Source organism: Streptomyces sp. TG1A-8 (assembly GCF_030499535.1).
GTDB lineage: Bacteria > Actinomycetota > Actinomycetes > Streptomycetales > Streptomycetaceae > Streptomyces.
Genome location: NZ_JASTLB010000001.1, coordinates 3,445,968 through 3,465,348, shown reverse-complemented (window position 1 = coordinate 3,465,348; position 19,381 = coordinate 3,445,968). Strand labels below are relative to the sequence as shown.

At 74.5% G+C, this 19,381-nt stretch carries 17 protein-coding genes; 8 read left to right on the top strand and 9 right to left on the bottom strand.

Features of this window, described 5'->3' with window-relative positions:
• Nucleotides 1–33 precede the first annotated feature (33 nt).
• Complete coding sequence (locus QQY24_RS14970; protein ID WP_301973181.1) at nucleotides 34–3,126, top strand: AfsR/SARP family transcriptional regulator; 3,093 nt, start codon at nucleotides 34–36, stop codon at nucleotides 3,124–3,126.
• A gap of 422 nt (nucleotides 3,127–3,548) precedes the next feature.
• Here the strand turns inward: QQY24_RS14970 and QQY24_RS14965 are convergent, their stop codons facing one another.
• From QQY24_RS14965 to QQY24_RS14940, 6 genes are all read right to left on the bottom strand, one after another.
• Complete coding sequence (locus QQY24_RS14965) at nucleotides 3,549–4,766, bottom strand: PP2C family protein-serine/threonine phosphatase (protein ID WP_301973180.1); 1,218 nt, start codon at nucleotides 4,764–4,766, stop codon at nucleotides 3,549–3,551.
• A gap of 357 nt (nucleotides 4,767–5,123) precedes the next feature.
• Nucleotides 5,124–5,729, bottom strand: a complete 606-nt coding sequence (locus QQY24_RS14960) for an alkaline shock response membrane anchor protein AmaP (RefSeq protein WP_301973179.1) — start codon at nucleotides 5,727–5,729, stop codon at nucleotides 5,124–5,126.
• Nucleotides 5,730–5,781: 52 nt separating this feature from the next.
• Nucleotides 5,782–6,516: a DUF6286 domain-containing protein gene (locus QQY24_RS14955; protein WP_301973178.1), complete on the bottom strand. Its 735-nt coding sequence runs from the start codon at nucleotides 6,514–6,516 to the stop codon at nucleotides 5,782–5,784.
• An 86-nt stretch (nucleotides 6,517–6,602) separates the two neighbouring features.
• Nucleotides 6,603–7,013, bottom strand: a complete 411-nt coding sequence (locus tag QQY24_RS14950; protein ID WP_301973177.1) for an Asp23/Gls24 family envelope stress response protein — start codon at nucleotides 7,011–7,013, stop codon at nucleotides 6,603–6,605.
• Nucleotides 7,010–7,177 (bottom strand): hypothetical protein, encoded by a 168-nt coding sequence (locus QQY24_RS14945; protein ID WP_301973176.1) that lies wholly within the window; start codon nucleotides 7,175–7,177, stop codon nucleotides 7,010–7,012. Before QQY24_RS14945 ends, QQY24_RS14950 begins: the two co-directional genes overlap by 4 nt.
• 75 nt (nucleotides 7,178–7,252) lie before the next feature.
• Entirely contained in the window at nucleotides 7,253–7,735 is a 483-nt protein-coding gene (locus QQY24_RS14940; RefSeq protein ID WP_301973175.1) for an Asp23/Gls24 family envelope stress response protein, read from the bottom strand.
• 158 nt (nucleotides 7,736–7,893) lie between these two features.
• Between QQY24_RS14940 and QQY24_RS14935 the strand changes: the two genes are divergently transcribed.
• From QQY24_RS14935 to QQY24_RS14925, 3 genes are all read left to right on the top strand, one after another.
• Complete coding sequence (locus QQY24_RS14935; RefSeq protein ID WP_301973174.1) at nucleotides 7,894–8,469, top strand: RNA polymerase sigma factor; 576 nt, start codon at nucleotides 7,894–7,896, stop codon at nucleotides 8,467–8,469.
• On the top strand, nucleotides 8,460–9,068 hold the full coding sequence (locus tag QQY24_RS14930; protein WP_301973173.1) for a hypothetical protein: 609 nt from the start codon (nucleotides 8,460–8,462) through the stop codon (nucleotides 9,066–9,068). Before QQY24_RS14935 ends, QQY24_RS14930 begins: the two co-directional genes overlap by 10 nt.
• A 222-nt stretch (nucleotides 9,069–9,290) precedes the next feature.
• The gene (locus tag QQY24_RS14925) at nucleotides 9,291–9,551 is read left to right on the top strand and encodes a hypothetical protein (protein WP_301973172.1); all 261 of its coding nucleotides are present in this window, start codon (nucleotides 9,291–9,293) and stop codon (nucleotides 9,549–9,551) included.
• An 84-nt stretch (nucleotides 9,552–9,635) separates the two neighbouring features.
• Here QQY24_RS14925 and QQY24_RS14920 read toward each other — a convergent pair whose 3' ends face one another.
• Nucleotides 9,636–9,821, bottom strand: coding sequence for a hypothetical protein (locus QQY24_RS14920; RefSeq protein ID WP_301973171.1), 186 nt, complete (start codon nucleotides 9,819–9,821; stop codon nucleotides 9,636–9,638).
• A 376-nt stretch (nucleotides 9,822–10,197) separates the two neighbouring features.
• Between QQY24_RS14920 and ctaD the strand changes: the two genes are divergently transcribed.
• Together ctaD and QQY24_RS14910 are read left to right on the top strand one after the other, a co-directional pair.
• Complete coding sequence (ctaD, locus tag QQY24_RS14915) at nucleotides 10,198–11,853, top strand: cytochrome c oxidase subunit I (protein ID WP_301976252.1); 1,656 nt, start codon at nucleotides 10,198–10,200, stop codon at nucleotides 11,851–11,853.
• Nucleotides 11,850–12,233, top strand: a complete 384-nt coding sequence (locus QQY24_RS14910) for a hypothetical protein (RefSeq protein WP_301973170.1) — start codon at nucleotides 11,850–11,852, stop codon at nucleotides 12,231–12,233. Before ctaD ends, QQY24_RS14910 begins: the two co-directional genes overlap by 4 nt.
• A 66-nt stretch (nucleotides 12,234–12,299) precedes the next feature.
• On the opposite strand, the gene QQY24_RS14905 is transcribed toward QQY24_RS14910, so the two are convergent.
• Nucleotides 12,300–13,799 (bottom strand): helix-turn-helix transcriptional regulator, encoded by a 1,500-nt coding sequence (locus tag QQY24_RS14905; RefSeq protein WP_301973169.1) that lies wholly within the window; start codon nucleotides 13,797–13,799, stop codon nucleotides 12,300–12,302.
• A 216-nt stretch (nucleotides 13,800–14,015) separates the two neighbouring features.
• Between QQY24_RS14905 and QQY24_RS14900 the strand changes: the two genes are divergently transcribed.
• Both QQY24_RS14900 and QQY24_RS14895 read left to right on the top strand, forming a co-directional pair.
• Complete coding sequence (locus QQY24_RS14900; RefSeq protein ID WP_301973168.1) at nucleotides 14,016–14,741, top strand: DUF4232 domain-containing protein; 726 nt, start codon at nucleotides 14,016–14,018, stop codon at nucleotides 14,739–14,741.
• A gap of 372 nt (nucleotides 14,742–15,113) precedes the next feature.
• Nucleotides 15,114–17,792, top strand: coding sequence for an ABC transporter substrate-binding protein (locus QQY24_RS14895; protein WP_301973167.1), 2,679 nt, complete (start codon nucleotides 15,114–15,116; stop codon nucleotides 17,790–17,792).
• Nucleotides 17,793–18,392: 600 nt separating this feature from the next.
• Here the strand turns inward: QQY24_RS14895 and QQY24_RS14890 are convergent.
• Entirely contained in the window at nucleotides 18,393–18,614 is a 222-nt protein-coding gene (locus QQY24_RS14890; RefSeq protein ID WP_301973166.1) for a hypothetical protein, read from the bottom strand.
• Nucleotides 18,615–19,381 lie beyond the last annotated feature (767 nt).

The following is a 19,381-nucleotide window of genomic DNA, read 5'->3' as shown; positions in this document are numbered from 1 at the left end:
GACACAGAAGGCCCTACCGGCGGGAGGACGCTGGTGGAGTTCGAGATTCGGCTCTCCGGAGCGGTCGAGGTGCGAGTGGCCGACCGCCGCAGTGATCTCGGATCGACCAAAACCCGACTCACCCTGGCCGCCCTCGCCTGGGACGCGGGCCGCACCGTGAGCGTGGACACCCTGATCCACCGCATCTGGGACGACCACCCGCCCGGCAAGGCCAGGGAGGCCCTGCACGCCCACGTCTCGCGGATCCGCGCCCGCCTGCGGATCGCGGGGGGCGACGCGCCCGCGATCATCAGCCGCACGAACTCCTACGTGATGCACGTGGACCCGGACCGGGTGGACCTGCGCCGCTACACGAGCTGCGTCGAGCGGGCCCGCTCCCTCGGGGACGGCGGCGACGAGGAGGGGGCCCTCGGCCTGCTGGACCGGGCGGACGGGCTCTGGCGCGGAGAACCGCTGGCCGGAATCCCCGGTTCCTGGCCCGAACACCTGCGCGCCACCGTCCGCGAGACCGGTCTCGCCGCCGCGATGACCCGCACCGGCATCCTGCTGCGCGAGGGGAGGTTCGCCGACGCCGTGCCCGTCCTGCTGCCCCTGGCGGAGGAACACCCCGTCGACGAGGCGCTGGCCGAGCGGCTGGCCGTCGCCCTGTACGGCAGCGACCGCACCGCCGAGGCGACGAGGCTGCTGCAGCGGACGCGGCAGCGCGTCGTCCGCGACAGCGGACTCGACGCCGGCCGCGGACTGCGCCGCGTGCACCAGGGCATCCTGTCGGGGACCCCGGCGGCGGCCCTGCTGCGGGGCGCCGGCGCCGAGGGGGAGCGGCCCGCCCGGCCACCGCGCCGGGTCCCGGACCGGCGCCGGGTGCCGGACAACCTGCCCCGCGACGTTCCCTGGGTCGGGCGGCGCGAGGAGCTGCGGCGGCTCACCGCGGCGCTCGGCGAGGGCCAGGGAGCGTCGGGCGTGGTGGTCACCGTCGAGGCGATCGACGGGATGGGCGGCGTCGGCAAGACGGCACTGGCCGTGCACCTGGCGCACCGGCTGCGCGACCGCTTCCCGGACGGGTGCGTCTTCCTGCACCTGGGCGGTGGCGCTCCCGACCGGGCGGCCACGCCACCGGCCCGTGCCCTGACCGAGCTGCTGCGGCTGCTGGGCCTGGACGCCAAGGAACTGCCGCACGGCACCGACGAACTGGTCGCGCTGTGGCGCTCGGTGGCCCGGGACCGCCGCATGCTCGTGATCCTGGACGACGCGGCCGGCTCCGAACAGGTCCGTCCGCTGCTCCCGGGGGCCTCGCCCACGGCGGTCGTCGTGACCAGCCGCCGCAGGCTCCCCGGTCTGCCCGGCGTACGGCCGGTCTCCCTCGACGTGCTGCCGCCCGAGGACGCGGGGGCGCTCTTCGCGCGGCGGCTGGGGACACGGCACGGCACCGACGAAGCGGATGTGGCGGAGCTCGTCCGCATCTGCGGCCACCTGCCGCTGGCCATCGAGATCGCCGCGAGCCGGCTGCTCGCCCGGCCCTCGTGGACCACCTCCGACCTGCTGCGGCAACTGCGCGGCCGGGGCGCCCACCTGGCCCAGCTGCACGACGGGGAAAGGGCGATGACGCGCGTCTTCGCACTGTCGTACCGGGCGCTGAACGCCGAGCAGCAGCTGGTTTTCCGGAGGCTCGGACTCCATGTCGGCACGGAATTCGACCCCTGTGCGGCGGCGGCCCTCACCGGCCTCTCCACCGACGCGGCGGGGCGCGTGCTGGAGGAACTCCTGGCCCATCACCTCGTCACCGAGATATCCCCGTACCGGTTCACCATGCACGATCTCCTGCGCGGCTACGCGCGCTCGCTGGCCGAAGCCGGTGACCCCGACTCGGAGGCCGATTCCCGGCAGGCCGTACGCGCCCTGATGGATCATTACGTCCGCGCCGCGGACCGGGCGGACCGGCTGGCGTACCCCTTCCGCGCACGCCTCGATCCCGGCACCCGCAACCCCCTGCGCACCTGTCCGGAACTCGCCGACGCACATGCGGCCGAACAGTGGCTGATCACCGAGGGCGCCAATCTCCTGGCCACGCTGGACCGGCTCGCGGCGCACGGCACCGAACGCCAGCTGGCGACGGCGGTCCACGTACTGGCCGGATTCCTCGACATGGAGGGACACGTCGCCACGGCCGAACCGCTGCTGCGCAGAGCCGTCGCCCACTGGAACGCCGCAGGTGACACCGGTGCCGGCGCGCGCGCCCTGCTCGACCTCAGCGCCGTGTACACCCACAGCTCCCGCTACGCGGAGGCGATCGCGGCGGCGAGCGAGGCCCTGGAGGCCGCGCGTTCCCTGGGGGACTGGGAGCTGGAGAGCGAATGCGTCCACCGGCTGTCCGTTCCGCTGTGGCAGACGGGCCAGTACGCGCAGGCGCAGTCGCTCCAGAAACACTGCCTTGATTTCCTGTTGCAAACGGATAATAAGTTGCAGACGGCGCGCAGTCGGAATCTGCTCGGGATAACCCATCTCCACCTGGCGGAGAACCGCGAGGCATTGCGGTGTTTCAGGCTGGCGCTCTCCGACTTCGCGGACCTGGGTGACGAGCGGGGCCGCTACAGCGCATTGAACAACATCGCGGAACTCTGTCAGAGAATGGGAGAGCCGGAAGCCGCGGAAAACGCCTACCGGGAGGCGCTCGGTATGGCGGAAGGCATGGGCAACAGGAGGGACCGGGCCACGCTCCAGATGAATCTGGCGAGCGTCCTGGACGTGCTCGGCAGGACCGAGGAGGCCCTCGCCCTGTACGGGCAGGTCCTGCCGGTCCTGCGGGAGGTGGGGGACCGGCGCGGTGAGGCCATCGCCCTCCACCGGCTCGGCAGGGCCCACCGCGCGGCCGGTCGCGGCGAGGAGGCCCTGGCCCGCCAGGTCGCCGCGCTCGCGGTGGTCCGTCGCATCCACGCGGCCGGTGAGGAGGCCGACGTGCTGTACGAGCTGGCCCTGGCGGAACGCGACACGGGGCGCACGGACCGGGCCGTGGCCCACCTGGAGGAGAGCCTGTCCGTCAGCAGGCGCATCGGGGCCCCCGCCGAGGAGGCCCGCGCCGCGCGGGCGCTGGCCGAACTGCGCGGATCGCCCAGCCGGCCGGCCCGCTAGGACCGGCCCGCCCGCTTCCGGCGTCGGTGTCCAACGCAGGGGGACGAGGGTGACGAGTGCCCTGCGGCCGCGTTCGGGGATCCGGGTTCTAACATGATCGACTTGTTGTGCTGGAACCGTGCCCGAAAGGCTAAGATCAATCTCGCCGCAGGTACCGCGCCGTGCTCAACGGGAGTCGTGTTCTGCCTGCGCCCCGACATGGGCAGAATCCTGCTCCGAACCGAAGGGCAAAGAAAGACGTGAAGTACTTCTCCAGCATGCTCGCCTTCACGTGCATCGCGTACTTTGTGATGGCGAACAGCGCGGCCGCGCCCGGCCTGGGCATATGACACGGTCGGTTTTCGGTGTCCGGCCGCGATCGCGCGGCCGGACACCGAAAACCGACCGGGACGACAACGGTACCGCGTCGGCCGCGGGGCCGGTCAGTTGGCGCCGCGCCACTCGATCAGCAGGAGCGTGGCGTCGTCCGTCGTGATGCCGCCCCGGGCCTGCTTGAGCGTGTGGGAGAGGGAACGGGCCACCGCCCGGATCCCCCGCGTCCTCCCCTCGATGCCGTTCACCCACCCGATGAGCTGTTCCTCACCGAACTCCTCACCACCGAGGACGTGTTCCTCGACGAGGCCGTCGGTGAAGCACATGATCCGGTCCCCGGGTTCCAGGGACAGTTCGCTGATCAGGGGCTCGGGACCACCGAAGCCGACGGGAAGCGTCGTCGGGCCGTGCAGCCGCCGCACGACACGGTGCCCGCGGACCAGCAGCGGGGCCGGATGCCCGGCGTTGACCCACTGCAGGCGGCCCGTGGCCGTGTCGAGCCGCATCATCTGAGCGGTCACGAAGTGGTCGGGGCCGAACTGCCCGGCGACGGCCCGGTCCATGAACGTGTAGATCTCCGACAGGCCGACGCTGATCCGTCGGGCGTGCCGGTAGGCGCCGATGGCCACGGTGGCCATCGTGGCGGCGTCCAGCCCGTGGCCCATCGCGTCGACCATGGCCACGTGCAGCACGTCGTCGTTGAGGGCGTAGTCGAAGCTGTCGCCGGCCACGTCGTACGCGGGCTCCAGGACCCCGGCCAGCATGACGCGGGGCGTGGTCATCGACAGCGGCGGCAGCAGCGACCACTGGATCTCCGCCGCCACGCTCATCGCCTGCCGGCGCCGGACCCGGAAGAACAGATCGGTGTAGCCGTGCTTGGTCACCAGCATGTCGGCCACGAGGACGGCGATCCGGCGCAGCAGCCGCCTGACGTCGTCGTCGACGTCGTCCAGCGTGACGGCCAGGACGCCCACCTGGTCGCCGCCGTCGAGCAGGGGCAGGTGGATCCGCACACCGTCGGCCCGCGGCACCTCGACGCTGCGCGACTCCCGGAAGGCGCGCCCGGCGTCGGAGCCGTCGATCGGCTGCGCGTCCCCGGCGGTCAGCCCGTCGACCGGCAGGGGGACGAGCCATTCCTGGCCGTAGTCCTGCAAGAGGAGCGAGGTCTCGCGGCCGCCGAGCCTGCCCGTCTGCCGCGCGACGAGCCGACCGAGCAGGTGCGGCGGCACCTCGTGCCCCTGGTCCAGCAGGGCCCCCAGGACCTCCTCACCGAACCGCTCCGACCGGTCGGCGTCCGCTCCGTCTCCCCGTCGCCCGCCGGCCGTCACGAGCCGGGGCCTTCACCGCGCGTCGCGGGAGCGGCCGTGCCGGCACGGGCGGCGCACACGCCCGCGCGGAACCGCCCTCCGGCCCGGACCGGACGACCGCGCGCTCCCGTGGCGCCACGACGGCCGGGGCGGACGGCGCCCCGACGGATCCCCACACGACAACGATGCACACGAACTCCCGACGCGGCCCGACCGATCAGAGCAGCGTGCACCGGCCGCCCGGGCCATCCGGTCCATTGCTCCGATCGCGGCACGTCCGCCTCCGGCGGGCCCGGCCCCGGCGGCCCCCGGCCCCCGGCCCCCGGTCCGCGTCCCGCGCGCCCGTGCGGCCACCGGCCGGGAAGGACCGGTGTCCCCTCACTGCGCGCGGTGCGCCTTGTGGCGGGCGACGTGCAGGCGGACCTCGGTGGGCAGGTCGGAGTAACCGGTGGACCGGCGGGCCGTCAGGAGCGGCCCCCGGCACAGGGCGTCGAGGGCCTCACCGGGTGATCCCTCGGGAGTGAGCGTCAGTCCGACGCGTGCGTGGGGGTGGGCGGGCCGGCCGGTGATGCGGACGCCCGCCTCCTGGACGTCCGGCAGGGCGCCGGCGTCGGCGGCGATCGCGTCGCCGAGCGCGCGGTCGCTCAGTTCCACGCCCTCCTGCGGGGGCGTGCCGCCGACGGGCAGCGTGCCGGGGCGGCGCCGGCGCAGTTGGGCGAGCAGCCACCACAGGGCGAGCAGGAGGACGACGGCGAGGACGGCGATGGCCACGGGCCACCACCAGCCCCGGCTGCTCCAGCGGGCCCGGTCGGCGGAGCCGAGCAGGACGTCGCCCGGGGCGAGCAGGGGCCATCCGGTGGGCGGGGTCGCGCCGAGGCGCCGGTAGACGTCGAACCCGGCGAAGAGGATCAGCAGGCCGCCGCCGAGCAGTATCAGCCCGGCGAGGGCCAGCAGACTGCGGTTGAGTGCGGATCGCGGCGTCATGGTGGGGGCTCCGGTGCTGGGGGACGGGCGGTGGCGGCGGTGGCCGTGGCGGTCAGTCCCCACGTCGGCGCACCCGGACGACGACGCGGGGAGGGCGGGCGAGGGCGAGCCGGTCGCGTTCCTCGCCGAGGACGGCGGTGAGGTCGTCCTTCACCTGCCGGGGGTCGCGGAAGCGGACGTCCGCGCGGGCCGTGACGCGGCGGCGGCGCACCCGGACGCGGGCCGCACCGACGCCCGGGACCCGCATGGCGGCGTCGCGCAGCAGGGCGGCGGCGCCGTCGCGGTCCAGGGAGGCGCGCAGCCGGGGCGCGGCGGGGCCGGCGGGGACGCGCAGGGGCAGCCAGTGGCGCAGGCCCGGGGTGAGGGCCAGGACGATCAGCCAGACGCCGACGGCGGCGGCCACGGCGGCGCCCGTGAGCATCCACACGTTGTCCACCGGGCGGGCGGCCAGTTCGCCGGTCAGGCGCCGCCGCCAGGCCGCCGTCGGGCGTCCGGCCCGCACGGCGACCACGTCGACCAGGGCCGCGCCCGCCGCCACGAGGACCACCAGGGCGGTCAGCGCGGCCGGAAGGCGGCGCGCGGACCAGGGCCGGCGGGACCGGTGCCGCCCGCCGAGTCCGTCCGCCACCGGGTCCGGGGCGGGGGGCGTGTCGTCGCGCTCGGGCGGACCGGGCTCCCCCGGTCGCCCGCGTCCCCCCGGTTCCCCGGGCCCCTTGGTCAGCGGCACCGCGGGGCGGTGCGCGGACGGCGCGGGGTCGCGGGCGGGAGGGTCCGGGTCGGATGTCATGCCGGTGCTCCTTGCTGCGTGGCGTACCCGGCGGCCCGGGCCTCGCGGGGGCGCGCCGGACAGCGGACTCGGCGGACGCGCCTGGTTCACCGGACCCGCCCCCGCTTCGCGCCGGCGACGGTCACCAGCCGGCGGACGGTGAGGGTGACCTCTCCCACCTCCAGGCCGGTCAGCCGGGCCACCCGCTCGGCGACATCGCGCCGGATCCGCTCGCAGGTCCCGGGGAGGTCGGTGGGGTAGGGCAGGTCCATGCTCAGGTGCAGCCGCACCGATCCGCCCCGGACGGCGGCGGAGGCGCCGGGCCCCGCCTCGCCGTCCCGGCCGGACGGCAGGGCGGCGCGCCGGGACTGGGCCGTGCGCGCGGCCTGGGCGGCGATGCGGGCGACCACCCGGTCCGGGATGACGGTGGCGCCCCGCTCCGCCGGAGGCGGCAGGGCGGTCGGCGCCGGCGGGCCGGGTCCTGTGCCGGGGGCCGGGCCGGGCCGGGCGGTCGTCACCGCTGCCCCCGTCCGCGGACGTCGAGGTCGCCCTGCAGGACGAGGCCGACGACCAGCCCCGCCACGCCCAGCACCAGGACCAGCAGGAAGGCCCAGAAACCGCCGAAGTAGCCGGCGAAGCCCAGGGCCATGCCCGCCGCCATGCCCGTCGTCGCTGTGTTCATCGCGCGCTCACCCGTCTCACCACGTACGTCGCCGTCCGCCTGACCACCCGCCCGCGCCCGGGGCGCGGTGGTGGATCACCTCACGCGGCTCTCGTCCGGTTGGGTCTCCTCCTCCTCGTCGGGAAGGTGGACGTCGTCGACGGTGATGTTCACCTCGACGACCTCCAGGCCCGTCATCCGCTCCACGGCACTGATCACGTTGCTGCGCACGCCGCCGGCCACGTCCACGATGGAGACGCCGTACTCGACGACGACGTCCAGGTCCACGGCGGCCTGGCGCTCGCCGACCTCGACCTTCACCCCGCGCGTGACGCCCCCGCCGCCGCCGGGGACGCGTTCCCGCACGGCGCCGAAGGCGCGGGCCATCCCCGCTCCCAGGTTGTGGATGCCCGGCACCTCGCGCGCGGCCATGCCGGCGATCTTGGCCACCACGCCGTCCGCGATGGCGGTCCTCCCCCGGGTCTCGGCCGGAGCGTTGGCTCCGGTACGGCCCTTCAGCGCGCTCACGCCCGTGTCGGGCCGGTTGCCCCCGCCGACACTGGTGATGTTCTCCGTCATGGCGGTCGCCTCGATCGGTCGGTGTGACACCTGCGTGGTGCCCGTCGCGTGCTTGGACTCCCGGGCGGCAGCACTCCTCACACGTATGCGGTGTGACGCGCATCACACACGCGTGCAGGGGTACTCGTCCGCCCCGAACCTCCGCGTGCGGGAGTGCCATGACCGAACGCCTCGCCGTCCCGCCCCTGCGGGCCGACCTGCCGGACAGCCTGCTGGCCGTACGGGCGGCCGAGGGGGACGAGGACTCCTTCGCCGTACTCGTCCAGCGGCACAGCCGGCCCCTGCTGGCCCTGGCCCGTTCCGTGCTCGGCAACACCCAGGACGCCGAGGACGCCGTCCAGGACGCCTTCGTCAGCGCCTGGCGGCGGCTGCCGGAGTACCAGCACGGCGCGGAGTTCCGTACCTGGATGTACCGCATCACCGTCAACCGCTGCCTGACCCTGCGCAGGCGGCGGCCGCCGGCCCTCTCCCTGGAGGCCGTCGCCGAACCGGTGACGGACGACGCGTGGAGCCAGCCCGCCCGGTGCGCCGAGCGGGACGCGGCCACGGCCGCCCTGTGCCGCGCGCTCGCCGAACTGGACACCGGGCAGCGGGTCTGCTGGATCCTGCGCGAGCTCCAGGGCCTGCCCTACCGGGAGATCGCCCACGTGACGCGGACCAGCGAGCAGACGGTGCGCGGCAGGCTGTTCCGGGCACGCCGATCCCTCCAGGAGGCGATGGGCCCATGGCGCTAGACGACCCGTACGCGCGGTCCGGCGGGATCCGCACCGGCCCGGCGGCCTGCGCGCCCCCGTTCGAGGGCGACGAGGTGCTGCCCTGCGGCCGTCTGCTCAGCCGCGCCTGGGAACAGGCGCGGGACGCGGCGCCGGCCGCGGACCCGCACGCGGTCTCCTGTCCCCACTGCCGCGCGGCCGCCGGGGAACTGGCCGCGGTGGACGCGGCCGCCCGGGGGCTGCGCGCCGAGGAACCGCCCGGCCCGTACGCCCTCGTCGAGCGTGTCATGGACGCCGTCAGGGCGGAGGTCCGGCTCGGGCGGCTGCTGCCGCCGGCCGGCCCGGACCGGGGCCGGCGGATCACCGAGAACGCCGCGGCGCGGGTGCTGCGGCGCGCCGTGGACGCGGTCCCCGGCGCCAGGGCCGCCACCTGCCGGCTCACGCCCGAGGACGGGGGCACCGACGTGCGGGTGACCATGACCGTGGCCGCCGCCCTCGACCGCCCGCTGCCCTACCGGGTCCGCCAGGTGCGCCGGTCGGTGCTCCGCTCGGCCGGGCTCGAACTGGGGCTCGTGGTGACGGCCGTCGACATCACCGTGGTCGGCGTACTGGAGCCCTGACCCGGCCCCGCCCGTGGTCCGGTCCCGCCCGTGACCCGGCCGGCGAAGGCGTACCGCGGCCGCCGCCCCGGCCGCCCGCGCCACGCCGACCCCGCTGCCGCGCCGGTCCGGCCGCGCCGGCGGGCACCGCCGCCCGGCCGCCGACCCCACCGCCGGGACCTTGCGGGTGACGGCCCGGTAGGGCGCGTGCCGGGCGTGGGGAGCCGACCGAGGAGGAACACCGTGCAGCAGCCCGACGAACACCTGCTGGACTTCGACACCGGCACCCTCGAGGACTGGGACGGGGAGCGCGCGCGCACCGCACTCGCCGGCGAACACGGCGCGCTGTACCGCAACCACCTGCGGATCGCCCTGCAGCCGGACCGGTGGGCCACGGCCGAGAGCGGGCGCACCGACACGGACGCGCGCTACCGGGCGGGCTACGTACAGGCGCTGGAGGACATGGCCGCCTTCCTGCGGCAGACCTACTACCTCCCGGAATGAGCCCCGGCCCCGGACCGGGGGCCGGACGGGGCCGGCCCCCGACCGGAGCGCCGGCCCGAAGCGGTCCGGGGCCCCCGGAGCGGTTCAGGGCATGAAGAGCGCCAGGATGATGATCACCACGACCACCAGCCCGATCACCATCCACATCGGCTTCCTCCGCCGCTGCCCCCGCTCTTCCGGGTCCTCCGGCCCGCCTCCTCTCGGGCGGTCCTCCGCCAGCTCCGGGTTGTCCGGACGGTCGCGTGTGTAGAAGTCGTCGTCGTCGGCCATCGTGACTCCCCTCGTGTGCGGGGTCCGAGTTCCCGTCCGGGCTGCGCTTGCACCCTCCCCGTGCCCACGCCCCGGAGCCCCGGCGGCGCCCCGGTGCCGTGGCCGGCCCGTCCCCGGCGCCGCCCGGCCCGGTCCGCGCCGCGGGGACCGCCGCGGTCCGGGCCGGGCGCGGTCCGGGCCGGGCGCGGCGGCCGTACGCCGTTCGCCTGACGCCGTAACCCGTCCGGTCCATCTTCCCGGTCCGGGCGTGCACCTTTCATCCGTTTACGGAACGCTTGGCCCCGAATGCTGTTCTGTCGGTCCTACACGTTCGAGGCTGCCAATGACCGTAGAGACGGAGCCAGCCACGCTGGTGCCGGTCGAGGGACGTCGACACATGGGCCGGGTGATCGTCTCCTGGCTGACGACGACGGACCACAAGAAGATCGGGCACCTGTACCTGATCACCTCGTTCCTGTTCTTCATGGTCGCCGGCCTGCTGGCCATGGCGATCCGCGCCGAGCTGGCCCGTCCCGGACTGCAGATCCTCTCCACCGAGCAGTACAACCAGGCCTTCACCATGCACGGCACGATCATGCTGCTGCTGTTCGCCACCCCGACCTTCGCCGGCTTCGCCAACGCGATCATGCCGTTGCAGATCGGTTCACCGGACGTGGCCTTCCCCCGGCTGAACATGCTGTCGTTCTGGCTGTTCGCGCTGGGCGGCCTGATCGTGATCAGCAGCTTCCTCGTCCCCAACGGCACCGCCGACTACGGCTGGACCGCGTACACCCCCCTGTCGGACTCGATCCGGACGCCGATCGAGGGCGCCGACATGTGGATCATGGGCCTGGCGCTGTCCGGGTTCGGCACCATCCTGGGCGCGGTCAACTTCGTCACCACCATCATCTGCATGCGGGCACCGGGCATGACGATGTTCAGGATGCCGATCTTCACCTGGAACATCCTGCTCACCTCGGTGCTGGTCCTGCTCGCCTTCCCGGTGCTGGCCGCCGCCCTGTTCGCCCTGGAGGCCGACCGCAAGTACGGCGCCCACGTCTTCGACGCCGCGAACGGCGGCCCCCTGCTGTGGCAGCACCTCTTCTGGTTCTTCGGCCACCCCGAGGTGTACATCCTGGCGCTGCCGTTCTTCGGCGTGATCACCGAGATCATCCCGGTGTTCTCCCGCACTCCGATCTTCGGCTACATGGGCCTGGTGGCCGCGACCATCGCCATCACCGGCCTCTCGGTGACCGTGTGGGCGCACCACATGTTCGCCACGGGAGCGGTGCTGCTGCCGTTCTTCTCCTTCATGACGTACCTGATCGCCGTGCCCACCGGGGTGAAGTTCTTCAACTGGATCGGCACCATGTGGAAGGGCTCCCTGTCCTTCGAACCACCGATGCTGTGGGCGGCCGGCTTCCTGGTCACCTTCCTCTTCGGCGGGCTGACCGGCGTCATCCTGGGTTCCCCGCCGCTGGACTGGCACGTCACCGACACGTACTTCGTCGTCGCCCACTTCCACTACGTGCTGTTCGGCACGATCGTCTTCGCGATGTTCGGCGGATTCAGCTTCTGGTGGCCGAAGATGACCGGCACGATGCTCGACGAACGCCTGGAGAAGGTCCACTTCTGGTCGCTGTTCATCGGCTTCCACACCACCTTCCTGGTGCAGCACTGGCTCGGCGCCGAGGGCATGCCCCGCCGCTACGCCGACTACCTGGCCGCCGACGGCTTCACCACCCTCAACACCGTCTCCACCGTCGGCGCCTTCCTGCTGGGCCTGTCCACCCTGCCGTTCCTCTACAACGTCTGGCAGACCACCCAGCAGGGCGAGCGCGTCGAGGTCGACGACCCGTGGGGCTGGGGCCGCTCCCTGGAGTGGGCCACCTCGTGCCCGCCGCCCCGCCACAACTTCGTCACCCTGCCCCGCATCCGCTCCGAGTCCCCCGCCTTCGACCTGCACCACCCCGACATCGCCGAGAGCGAGCACGAGGCGAACGCCGGCCGGCGCGACGCCGTCGACGCCAGCAGCCACAAGGAAAAGCCGTGACCTCCGCGCCGTCCTCCGGTTCCCCGGACCGGCAGGGCGCCGTGCTCGCCTGCGAGGTCGAGGGCTTCCTGCTCCTGCAGGCCGAACGCGAGCAGGCCCGGCGCGAGGCCGAGAACCTGTGCGCGAAGCTGCCCTGGCTGACCACGGCGCAGGCCGAGGACCTGGCACGGCACTACACCGAGCAGCGCCTGGGCCTGACCCGCCAGGCTCTGCAGTCCTTCGCCGACAGGGCCGCCCGCCTGCGCGGCGAGTACGAGGCACGCTACGCCACCCTGCGCCGCAGGCTCCTCAAGTACCACGCGCTGTCGGCGTCGGTGGTCCTCGCCGCCACCGCCTCGGCCGCGGCGGCCGTCTCCCTGCTGGCACGCGGCGGCCCGTGACGCGCCGGCCGCGTGCCGTCGGCCGGCGCCGGCGGGGGAGGCGGGGAGCCGCCGCCCGCCGGGCGCTCAGCCGGGAACGACGGGGTCGTACTCGTCCCGCCCCCACTCGGAGGCACCGAGCGGTTGGGTGTACGCGGGCCGTCCCGCGTTCCCGCTCGTCCGGAAGGGCCTGCCGCCGTCGTCGACGCGTACGGTGCCCCGCCGGTCACCGCTGGACCAGTCCAGCTCCAGGTACCAGCTCACGTCGTGCGCCCGCGCGTTCGCGAAGACGTAGAAGACCTCGGGGTCGGACTCGCTCACCTTGTAGGGGAAGTCGCGCTGGCCGGTCCCGGGGGAGACCACCGGCCGCCCGGCGTCGAGGTCCACCCCGAACGCCGCCGTCCCCACGTCACCGCCGCACCCGACGCCCATCACGAAGTCGTTCCAGGCGAGCGGCGCGCTCTTCCCCACCACCCGCACGTGCAGTTCCTCCAGGACGACGGTGGCCCTTCCGGTGCCCTGCACGGTCAGCGCGAGCATCTGCTGTCCGCCGGCGACCCCGCCGAGGGCGGTGACCCACCCGCGCGCGTCCGGCTCAGCCGGTGGCGGGGGCACCTGCTCGGGCTTCCGGTCGACCAGGTAGTGCTGGCTGCACGGCCCTTCCCACTTGTACGGGTTGACGGCGACCGCGGGCGCGGTGGCCCCGTCCCCGGAACCGCCGCCCCGGACCGCCCCGGCCGCACCGCCCCGGGAGACGGAGGCGGAGGCGGAGGCGGAGGCGGAGTCCGTGGGACCACCGCCGCGCGAGGCGGACGGCGGGACCGGACCGCCCCTCGCTCCGGCCGGCCGGGAGGCGCCGGGGCTTTCACCGACGGGGCCGGCGGACCGGGAGGCGGTTCCCGCGACCGGCTTCCCGTCCCGGTCGTCACCGCTCCCGCCGGGCGCGAGGCGCACCACGAGCGCGGCCGGCACGAGGACGGCGGCCACGGCGGCCCCGGCGAGGACGGCGGCGCGCCGCCGCGCCGCGGGAGCCTTCGGCAGGGACCACCGCCCGCCCCCGGAGCCGGCCCCGGCCGCCGCTGCGGTCTCCGCCGCCTCCGTCCCGGCCTGCGCCGCCTCCGTCCCGGCCCGCGCCGTCCCCGTCCCGGCCTGCGCCGCCTCCGTCCCGGCCCGCGCCGTCCCCGTCCCGGCCTGCGCCGCCTCCGTCCCGGCCCGCGCCGTCCCCGTCCCGGCTTGCTCCGTCCCGGCCCGCGCCGTCCCCGTCCCGGTCTCCGCCGCGCCCGTCCCGGTCTCCGCCGCCGTCCGTACCCGCGGTTCCTCCTCCGCGGGGGCCCCGCCCGCCTTCTGCCCTCGCCGCGCGTCCGCGAGAACCCACCGCCGGTGCAGTTCCACCAGTTCCTCGGGCGTCGCCCGGCACACCCGCGCGAACCGCTCCACGGGCGCGTAGTCCACCGGTACGGCGTCCCCGTTGACGTACCGGTGGAGCGTGGACGCACTCGTGTGCAGCCGCTTGCCGAGCACCCCGTAACTGAGCCCGGACCGCTTCTTCAGCCTGCCCAACAGCTCCGAGAATTCGTCTCCCGCCACTGTTCCACTCTCTCCCCACATCCCGGACCCCCGTCCCAGGGGGAGGTCATTCCCCCAGGTCAGAGCTGGTGCAAGCGTTCCAGCGTCCCGGATGCCCCGGCAGCCGTGGCGGTCGGGACGGATCGCCGCACAAGCTTGGGCCATCCAAGCACGCCGCTTCCGCCGGCCGGGCGAGCGGCCCGTGCCACCACACCCACGACGCACCAGGGGGATCACATGTCCGTACGCACCCACCGCACCCGCCTGCTCGCCGCCGCCGCGCTCACGGCCGCCGCGCTGACGCTGACGGCCTGCGGCGACGGAGAGGGCGTCCACGACGAGGGGGTGCCGGCGGGTTCCGCGCCCACGGCCTCCGCCGCGCCCTCGCCCGAGGCGGGCGGGGGAACCTCCACCGGAACGGAACGGGTCCGTCCGGCGGGCCGGACCTCCGACCCGGCCGGCGGCGCGGCCGGTTCGAACGGCACGAAGGGTTCCAGGCTCCCGTCGGGCTCCGCGGACACCGGCTCCGCGGGTTCCGCGGAGCCGGTGTCCGCCTCGACCCCCTGCTCCGGCACCTCCACCCGGATGACCGCCACGGAGGTCTCCCGCCCCCTGAACCACCTCCTGCTCACCGTCACCAACACCGGCTCCAGGAGCTGCGACCTCACCGGCTATCCGGCGGTCCGATTCGATGAGGCCCAGTCCGTCCCGCCGGCCTTCGAGGACTCCAAGCCGCAGGCGGTGGTCACGCTGGCCCCCGGCGAGTCGGGATATGCGGGCGTCCTCCTCGCGGCCGCGGACGGCAGCGGCTCCCACGGCTACACGGCCAGGTCCCTCGCGGTCTTCTTCGACGGGGGAGCGGGCGTCGCCCACCCGTCGCTCCCCGCGAAGGGCGTGTACGTCGACGACTCGATCGGAGTCTCGTACTGGCAGTCGACCCTGTCCGACGCCCTGGCCTGGTGACGCGCCGGGCCGCCGGCGCCACTGACGCCGCGGTTCGCAGGGGCGGGGCCGCGGCGCGGGCGTCCGCGGGGCCTCCCGGCACGGGTCCGGTACGCGACCGCTGACCACAGCGGACGGCGGGGCCCGGGTCGCACGACCCGGGCCGGAGGGGGCGCACACGGAGGGAGCAGGAGGCGCACGCGCGGACCGGCGGAGCGCTTCCGGCAGCCCATTGTGACCCCCGCCACACCGTGGTTATCCTTCAGCTCCCTTTCCGCGACCCACCCCTCTCCACCGACTTCTCTCAACTCCACTCGCACGTAGTCGAGTTGGTCGGGGGGCACTGCCGTCCCCCGGCATGCGCCGATCAGGCCGAACACGGGGGAGCCCCACATGACCACACCGCTCGGCGGCCCCAGATTCCCCAACGAACAGGCCATCTCGTTCGTACGGGAGTTCCGGGTGACCGTGGCCCCCGCGTACGAGAACCGGGCGAAGCTGCGGACCAGTCCGCCGCTGTTCCTCCTGCGGGTGCCGCGTGCGGCGTACCGGAGCAGCGTGGACCGTGTCGTCGCCGCCCTCACCGGAGCGCTGCGGCAGCGGGTGCCGTTCGCCCACCTGCCGGCCGGAACCGGCGAGGAGGCCGACGCCCGGCTGCTCTCCGCCAGCGCCGGGACGCAGCTGTACCGCAGCGCTCCGCAGCACATGACCCCCGACCGCTTCCCGCACTTCCACGTCATGTGCGACCTGGTGGGGTACATCAGGTCGCACCCGCAGGAGTGGGCGACGAACACGAACCAGGAAGCGGAGCTGCGGACGTACGCCGGTGAGCGACGGGCCCATCGCGGCGGTGCGCTGGCCTTCACCAGGATGGAGGGACCGGCCCTCGACGGGTTCGCCGGCTTCCTGGCCAACCTCAGCTGGCTGTCGTTCGTGCAGCTGCTTCCGCGGCGGATCTGGGCCCGTCGCGTCTCCCGCAAGGTGATGCGGGGCTGGCTCGGCGCGGAACCGGTGGCCCAGGGCAGCAACAACCTCTTCCGGGTGATGGACCACGTGGCCGCCGAGCGCTCCGTCCAGCTCATGGACGACGCGGCCCACGAGGAGGCGCTCCAGGAGTTCGACTGGCTCCTCCTGCGCGCCCTGCTGGAGGACCTGCGCCGGCCCGCGATCGGCCGTGTCCTGCCCGGCCGGCGCCGCAGGACCAGCCGCCCGGTCCTGTTCGTGGAGCTGCCTCCGGCAGGGGAGCCGGGCGCCCGCGCCGCGGAGCGCTTCCTGCGCTCCCTGCGCCGGGCCCAGGCCACCGCCGGGCCGCCGGGACCGCTCGTCGTCGCCGTGGGCGTGCCCTCGGAGGCCCTGCTGCGGGAACTGGGCGACCCGGCCGAGAGCACGTTCCCGGAGGCGAGTGTGCGCCTCGCCGACAACGGCGCTGCCGGCGGACCCCCGGTGCTGGTCACCACCTCCGAAGCCGACCTGGCGGCGCGCGGCGTGCCCGTCCTGCCCGTCGGGCCGAAGACGTTCAGGTTCAGCCGGTACGTCCCGGCCGCGATCGTGAGCGGGGTGACCACGCTCGCCCTGTTCACCGCGGGGCTGCTGCTCCCGCCCGTCCTCTTCCCCCCGCCGCGCGACTGCCTCGGCGGCACCGGGTCCGTGGCGGAGTCCGCTCCCACGAAGCCGGTGCCGGTGGAGGCCGCCGCCTGGTACGGGGCGGCCGTGAGGACCATCGACCAGCAGAACGCACGCGCCGAGAAGTACGCCGACCAGGGCCGCACCGTGCGGACGGTCGTCGCCTTCGTGTCCGACCCGCCGAAGACCGAGGACGAGACGCGCTTCGACGGGACGATCCCGGAGCTGCGCGGCATCGCGATGTGGCAGGAGAGGCTGAACCGCGAGGCCGCCGCCGACGACTCCCTGATACCCCTGCGGGTGGACGTGCGCGAGGCCGGAGTCGCCTTCCGCGACGCCGGGAGCGAGGCGAGGAAGCTCGTCGCGGAGGTGGCGGACGAGGGGAGCGCCCCGGCGTCCGACCGGGTCGTCGGCGTCCTGGGCTTCGCGCAGAGCCGTGCCGAGACCCAGGCGGCCCTCCGGATCCTCGGCGAGGCGTACATCCCCACGATCGGCACCACCGCGACCGCCGACGAGATGCTCACCGGTCCCGCCGCACGGACCTACTGGCCGTCCACGCCGTTCAACTCGCGCGAGGCCAGGATCGAGGCGGACTTCGCGTCCACGGAGAACATCGTGGCCGAGCCCGGCTTCGAGGACCGCTGCACCCCGGCCGGGCACGCGATCGTGATCGAGAGCTCCGCGGACCTGTACAGCCACAGCCTCGCCCGCCGGTTCGTCGACGCGTTCGACGGCACGCACCAGGTGTTCGACTTCAACCAGGAGGGCGACTTCGGCCCCGCACCGCTGGGCGGTGCCGTCAGCCAGCCCGACGCCGCCGCGCTGGCACGGGCGTTGTGCGCCGCGCTGGAGGACGAGCCGGACTCGGTGGTGTACTGGTCGGCGCGGGCCAAGGACTTCACCGCGCTCATCAACTCCATGGACACCGCCGGGACGTGCACCGCGCGCGACGTGACGGTGCTCGGCGGCAACGAACTGACCAACGTGGCGCAGACCGGTGCCTTCGCCAACAAGGACTGGCTGCGCCTGTACTACTCCGCGCACCGGCTGCCGGACGACGACCCGGACGCGAGCGACAGGACCCGGCAGTTCGTGGCCGCCTACGACGCCTACGTGAAGAACACCACCGAAGGCACGGACCCCTGGAAGCAGGACGGCCACTCCGCGGTCTCGTACGACGCCTTCCACGTCCTGTCACAGGCGGTGCGCCGGGCCGGGCAGGGCGACCCGGACGTCGAACGCAAGTCCGTCCTGCTGGTCCTCGACGCCGGCATCACCTTCAACGGGGCCACCGGGTACGTCTCCTACGACGGCGCCAACGCCCCGCCCCGTGACAAGACCCTCGTCCTGCTGCGCCAGGCGGGGAACCGGCCGAAGGCGGTCCTCGCCTGCGGCGCCTACGGCCCGCGCCAGTCGAGCGAGGTCCAGGGGCCGCCCTGCGCGGACTGACCAACCGCCCCCGCCGGGCGCACCCGGCCCCCGCGCGGCCACCGGGGGCGGCCGGTGGTCCGGGTGTCCGGACGGAGCGCCGGTCTCCGTTCGTCGCCGGCGGCCCGGGGGAGGTGCTCAGCCGCAGCGGGACCGCGAGCGGGTCCCCCGGGCACGGGGCACGTCGTCCTCGAACCGGCCCGGACGGCGAACGGACCCCGGGCCCTCACCCCGGCGTCTCACCCGGAGCGGACGAGGAGGACCGGATCCGCGCCCGCGGCCCGGGAAGCCGCGGTCACTGGGGCCGGCCCGGGCGCCGGCCCGGGCGAACAGCCGGGGCGCGGCCGCTTCGGGCCGGGTCTTTGCCGGCGTGGTTCCCGCTGCTCCCCGCTCGATCCGGTGCAGCGGCGGTGCAGGGCCGCGGCGTGGACGGGAAGCTCTCGTCCTCCCCGAAATCCGGGGCCTGGAAGGGGTCCGTCGCCGGGGGCGGCGATGCCGCAGCGGCATGGCGGGGCGCCCCTTCCGGGGCGGAGAACAGCGAGGTCGGGTCGATGAGAGGTCTCCTACTCGGTACAGGGCCACGAAGGCGCCTGGCGTGCCGTTGACCGGGCACGGCAGTGCTTACAGCTTGCTCATCTTGGTGTACGGGCTCAGGATCCGCTCCTGCGTCGAACCGAAATCCACGAGCGCTGCGATTCCGTCCTCGATGCCGATCACCCGGCCGAGGCCGTACACGTCGTGGGTGACCTGGTCGCCCACGGCGAACTGCTTGGGGGACGGCGTGAGCGGGGCGTTGAAGGGGCTGGTGGGCAGATGGCGCTTCGGTGCGGCTGGCTTTGTCATCGTCACCAGTATGCGCCCGTGCGTACCGCTCGGTGCGGCCGTCCGCGCCCCTTGTTCGTCACACCCCCCGGCCGGCGACATCCCCAGGGGTTCGAGCAGCCGGGGCCCGGCGGCCGGCCGTTGCGGCGCCCGGGCCCGCCCGGACGTGCTGACGTCCGGCGCTCGGCGGCTCCTGCCGGACCCGGTACGCGTGGAACCACGCCTGCTCCTGCTTCCACAAGTCCAAGGACCCGGTCGTCACGACCACGATGACGCCGTACCCGGACCGGAAGCGGCCGCCGCGGGCCCAGGTCCACTCCGGCGGCGTCCGGCGGACCACGGGCAGGCAGTCCTGCCCGCTCGGCTCCACGGGCAAGTCCGTCGTCACGCCCACGGGCACCCCGCCCACCGCTTCCGGGTCCGCGACTCGTACGCCGGCGGCTCGAGCGACAGCGTGACCGCGACGGCGTACGGCACCCGGAGGTGCTTCACCTTCACGAGCTGAGGCTCCGCGTCCGCCACCGAAGGCCCGGGTCGCTGCCTGGGCCTTCGCCGTGGAGCGGACGACGAGAGCCGAGCCGGCGCCCTCGGCCCGGGAAGCGACGGCGGGTGTGGGCTCGCGCGGCTATTGACCTGCGCGGATTCATTGTGCTTCCCTCGGCGCGAGAGTCCGGAGCACCGCCGTCGACCATGGCCGTCCGCTCTGAGGGGCACACCGGGGGCACGGGTGGCGTGCGGGGGCGGATCAGGGGGGCGTGAGGTGTCTCGGGGCTCTGAGGGACGCATGG

Bases quoted from the DNA above. Each gene is read 5' to 3' on its own strand.
- QQY24_RS14960 (WP_301973179.1), bottom strand. From the start codon at position 5,729: ATGACGCCGCGATCCGCACTCAACCGCAGTCTGCTGGCCCTCGCCGGG.
- QQY24_RS14955 (WP_301973178.1), bottom strand. From the start codon at position 6,516: ATGACATCCGACCCGGACCCTCCCGCCCGCGACCCCGCGCCGTCCGCG.
- QQY24_RS14945 (WP_301973176.1), bottom strand. From the start codon at position 7,177: ATGAACACAGCGACGACGGGCATGGCGGCGGGCATGGCCCTGGGCTTC.
- QQY24_RS14940 (WP_301973175.1), bottom strand. From the start codon at position 7,735: ATGACGGAGAACATCACCAGTGTCGGCGGGGGCAACCGGCCCGACACG.
- QQY24_RS14935 (WP_301973174.1), top strand. From the start codon at position 7,894: ATGACCGAACGCCTCGCCGTCCCGCCCCTGCGGGCCGACCTGCCGGAC.
- QQY24_RS14930 (WP_301973173.1), top strand. From the start codon at position 8,460: ATGGCGCTAGACGACCCGTACGCGCGGTCCGGCGGGATCCGCACCGGC.
- QQY24_RS14920 (WP_301973171.1), bottom strand. From the start codon at position 9,821: ATGGCCGACGACGACGACTTCTACACACGCGACCGTCCGGACAACCCG.
- ctaD (WP_301976252.1), top strand. From the start codon at position 10,198: ATGGGCCGGGTGATCGTCTCCTGGCTGACGACGACGGACCACAAGAAG.
- QQY24_RS14900 (WP_301973168.1), top strand. From the start codon at position 14,016: ATGTCCGTACGCACCCACCGCACCCGCCTGCTCGCCGCCGCCGCGCTC.
- QQY24_RS14895 (WP_301973167.1), top strand. From the start codon at position 15,114: ATGACCACACCGCTCGGCGGCCCCAGATTCCCCAACGAACAGGCCATC.
- QQY24_RS14890 (WP_301973166.1), bottom strand. From the start codon at position 18,614: ATGACAAAGCCAGCCGCACCGAAGCGCCATCTGCCCACCAGCCCCTTC.